Origin of the sequence: Flavobacterium silvaticum, from assembly GCF_012911565.1 — a bacterium.
Classification (GTDB): domain Bacteria; phylum Bacteroidota; class Bacteroidia; order Flavobacteriales; family Flavobacteriaceae; genus Flavobacterium; species Flavobacterium silvaticum.
In genome coordinates, this window is sequence record NZ_JAAMPU010000080.1 from 1 (window position 1) to 3,926 (window position 3,926).

Genomic DNA, 3,926 nt, shown 5'->3' on the forward strand with positions numbered 1-3,926 from the left:
ACAAAAAAGCCGGGGATGCCGGCTTTTGTATCAAAGATATGGTATGGGTCATTTCTTCACGATGAGGAACTCCGAACGGCGGTTCTGGGCATGCTGCTCCTCGGTGCAGTTCTCCCCGCAGGCCACCTTGGGCTCGCTCTCCCCGTAGCCCTTGCCCGAGATGCGCTCCTTGGCGATGCCTTTCGAGAGGATGTACTGGACCGTGGAGCGGGCACGTCTGTCCGAGAGGGCCAGGTTGTAGGCGTCCGAACCGCGGTTGTCCGTATGCGACTTGACCATGATCACCAGCGCCGGATACTTGTTCAGCACCTGCACCAGCTTGTCCAGTTCGAAGGCACCCTCCCTGGTGATGTTGCTCTTGTCATACTCGAAGTAGATCTCGTTGAGCACGATCTGGTCCTCCTTCACGATCGATTCGATAGGCTTCAGGTCGGCAGGGATCTCCTGGGCCTTGCCGTCGGTCTTGGCAACAGGGAAGCTGCCCGACTCGTAGCCGTCCTTGCTGGCCTGGATCGTATAGGTCTTGCCGCAGTCCACCGTATAGCTCACCTGACCGTTGGATTGGGTCGTCTTGGTCTCGATCACGTTCTTCTTCTCGTCCAGGATCGATACCTTCGCATCGCTAAGAAGCTTTCCGGTCACGGCATCCTTCACCGTGGTGTTGACCTCCGTAGCACAGATCGGCGTCACCTGGAAGATGTCGTCGTTGCCGTTGCGGTTCGAGGAGAAGAAGCCCGTGTTCCTGGCCTTGTTGAAGGTGAAGGCGAAGTCGTCCTTGGCCGTGTTGACCGGGGCGCCCAGGTTCTTGGCATCGGTGCCCTTGTCCAGGTCCACATAGAACACGTCCAGCCCGCCGAAGCCCTTGTGCGCCTCGGAGGAGAAGTACAGGCGGTTGTCCTCACCGATGAACGGGAAGCCCTCGTTGCCCTCGGTGTTGACCTTCCTGCCCAGGTTCTGCGGCGTGCCGAAAGAACCATCGGCGTTGATCGACACCTTGAAGATATCGAAGCCCCCCACCGAGCCCGGCATGTTCGAGGCGAAGTACAGCGTCTTGCCGTCCTTGGAGACGCTCGGGGTACGGTTGGAGTAGTCCTTGCTGTTGAAGGAAAGCTCCTTCACGTTGCCCCAGCCCTGGCCGTCCTTCGTGGCCGAATACAGGTACGTCTGGCTCTTCTTGATCTTGTTCTTGTTCCTTTGCTTGTTGGCGAAGTCCTTCTCGTACTCCTTCTCCAAAAAGCTCTCGCTCGAGAAGTACATCGTGTTCCCGTCCGGGGAGAAGCTCGCCGGCCCCTCGTGCCATTTGGTGTTCACCGACCCGCTGACAGGTGTGGCCTCGGCCAGGGTACCGTCCGCGTTCATCACCGCCTGGTACAAATCCAGGTACGGCTGGTCGTCCCAACCCGAGGTCTTGCGCGACTTGTTGCGCGCAGAGGCGAAGTACAGGTAGTTGTCGTTGGTCAATAGCGCACCGAAGTCCGACTCCGGGCTGTTGATGGTCACCGCCTTCTCCGTATAGAGCTTGCTCTGGCTCCGGAGCTTCGGAAGGTAGTCCGGGTCGGCCTTGAAGGCGACCGCACGGTCATCCTGCGGTGCCAGCCTGGCGAACTGCGCCATCTGTTTGTTGGCATCCTCATAGCGCCCTTCGGCCTTGAGCATCTGCGCATAGCGGTAATACGTCTCGGCATCGGCCTTGCCCCCCTGGGTCGCCTTGGCGTACCACGTGACGGCGGACTTGCTGTTGAAGACGTTGTAGTAACTGTCGGCAAGCTGCTTATAGACATAATCGTCGCCCTTGCCCTTGGCCGCCAGTTCCTCATATTCCCTGGCAGCATCCACGTACTCCAGGCTGTTGAAGAGCTTGTCGGCCTTCTCGGTATTCTTGTTCTGTGCCGTAAGGCTTACCGTGATAAGCAACGCACCTAATACTATATTGATTCTTTTCATTTCTTACGTGTTTTGCCTGGGATTAAAAATAACGTGGCGATCTGGAGACTTTCTTCGAGCCCGTGATGTCGAACAGCAGCATGACCTCATGCGAGGAGGAGGTCGTGGTCTTCAGGTCCGATACGATATGGTCGTAGGCGTAGCCGATCTTCAGCACGTCACGGATGATGGCGAAGTTGACCATGCCACCGAAGGAATCCTCCAGGCGGTAGGTCGCACCGATCTCGAAGCGCTCGCTGAACAGGAAGTTGGCCGACACGTCAAGCGACGTCGGGGCCTTGAAGGCGCTCTTGAGCATCGCCGAGGGCTTGAACTTCAGGTTGTCCGTCAGCTGGAAGACGTAACCCGCCGTCAGAAAGTAGTGCATCGTCTCCGATCCGTAGTTCGTCCCGTTGTAGTCGAGGTACTTCCCCTTGAGCATGTTCGGCACCGAGAAGGCCACGTAGTACTTGTCGGTGTAATAGAAAAGACCGGCACCCACGTTCAGCAGCGTCTCGCTGGGGTTGGCACCCGCAAAGACACCGTCGCCAACATCCGGGAGCGTAGGGTAGATCTGCGTGAAGTCGACCTTGTGGAAGGTCGCCCCTCCCTTGATCCCGAAGGCCAGACGGTGCTCACCGGCAAGGTGCAGCGTATAGGAGACGTCGATGTAGGCGTTGGTCTCCTCGACCGGACCGATGCGGTCGTTGATCAGGGAAACACCCAGACCCAGGTTGTTGCCTACAGGGGCATGGGCGAAGAACGTGCCCGTACTCGGGGAATCCTCGATGTCGACCCATTGCTTGCGGTAGAGCAGACCCCCCGAAAGGCTCTCCTTCGAGCCCGCATACGCAGGGTTCATCACGCTCATGTTGTACATGTACTGCGTGTAGTGCGGATCCTGTTGTGCACTGGCGGCCAGTCCCATGAAGACTGCCAGGGCAGTGATATATATTTTGTTCATCTGTATCGCTTTTTTTAAGTAAGGACAGGCACCCTTGTCGCAAGGGGCCTGTCCCGTGGCATTTTAGTTTTTACGGTTGATATAGATCCAGCCTGTCTTGGTAGCCGTATCGGTCTTGTACATGATCACGTAGTAATACGTACCGTCGGGAAGCTCCTCGCCTTTGTCCGACTGCCCGTACCACTGGTTGCTGTAGTCGTTCATCTCATAGACCTTGATTCCGTAGCGGTTGTAGATCTCCAGCTTGCCAACGTTCTGGCCAACCAGGTCGAAGTAATCATTGATCCCGTCGTTGTTGGCAGAGATACCCTTCTGGATCGTACAGCTGGTCGAGGTCACCAGGTAAGGCTCACCGTCGCTGAAGCAGCGGCCCTCCCCGTTAGGGATGGAAACCGTAACCGTATAGGTACCCTCCTGGGTGACCGTGATGGAAGCCGTATTGTCCACAAAGTTACCATCGGAATCCACCCACTCGTATTCCGTTCCCGATGGGAAGGCCACCCCGTCGGAATCGAACGCCGTAAGCACGAAGTTCGCGCCCTGGCACTCACCAACGACACTGACTCCCGGAGCAGGCGTGATGGTCACCGTGAACTGGCTCTGGGAGAAACAGTTCGGGTTGGTCGCATCCCCGGCATACACGTACACAACCTGTGTCTGGGTGATAGGGCCCGTGATTGGCAACTGACCGCCTTCCTGGCTGTAATAGCCCGCACCGGGGAAGCCTTCCAAAGCTCCAAGGTCAAGCGTGTAGCTGCCGCAGGCCTCCACATCACCCAACGTAGGGACCGCAGGTGGCGCACCGACCGTGACCGTGAAGAACGCACTGCTCGAACAGTCCGGATCGCCGTTGGTCTGGGCATACACATAAACCGTGGTCACACCAGCCTCCGTGAAGGTCGTATCCGTAAGCAACTGCGTGTGTTCCGCATCCGTGTAATACGATCCAACACTCAATGAAGGCAACGTGATCGACTCGCAGTCCGAAAGGTCACCAACCGCATCCAATACAGGAGCAGGGGTAACGGTAACGGTGAAG

General features: G+C 57.4%; 3 protein-coding genes. All 3 read right to left on the reverse strand.

The window, feature by feature from the left end; all coding sequences use genetic code 11:
• Window positions 1-48: 48 nt before the first annotated feature.
• Entirely contained in the window at window positions 49-1,944 is a 1,896-nt protein-coding gene (locus G6047_RS00445; protein ID WP_169525353.1) for an OmpA family protein, read from the reverse strand.
• 22 nt (window positions 1,945-1,966) lie between these two features.
• Window positions 1,967-2,887, reverse strand: coding sequence for a PorP/SprF family type IX secretion system membrane protein (locus G6047_RS00450; RefSeq protein WP_169525354.1), 921 nt, complete (start codon window positions 2,885-2,887; stop codon window positions 1,967-1,969).
• Window positions 2,888-2,950: 63 nt separating this feature from the next.
• A partial coding sequence (locus tag G6047_RS00455) for a gliding motility-associated C-terminal domain-containing protein (protein WP_169525356.1) occupies window positions 2,951-3,926 on the reverse strand: 976 nt, incomplete at its 5' end.

What these genes read in the sequence shown, in the direction of transcription:
- G6047_RS00445 (WP_169525353.1), bottom strand. Translation starts at nt 1,944, where the DNA reads ATGAAAAGAATCAATATAGTATTAGGTGCGTTGCTTATCACGGTAAGC.
- G6047_RS00450 (WP_169525354.1), bottom strand. Translation starts at nt 2,887, where the DNA reads ATGAACAAAATATATATCACTGCCCTGGCAGTCTTCATGGGACTGGCC.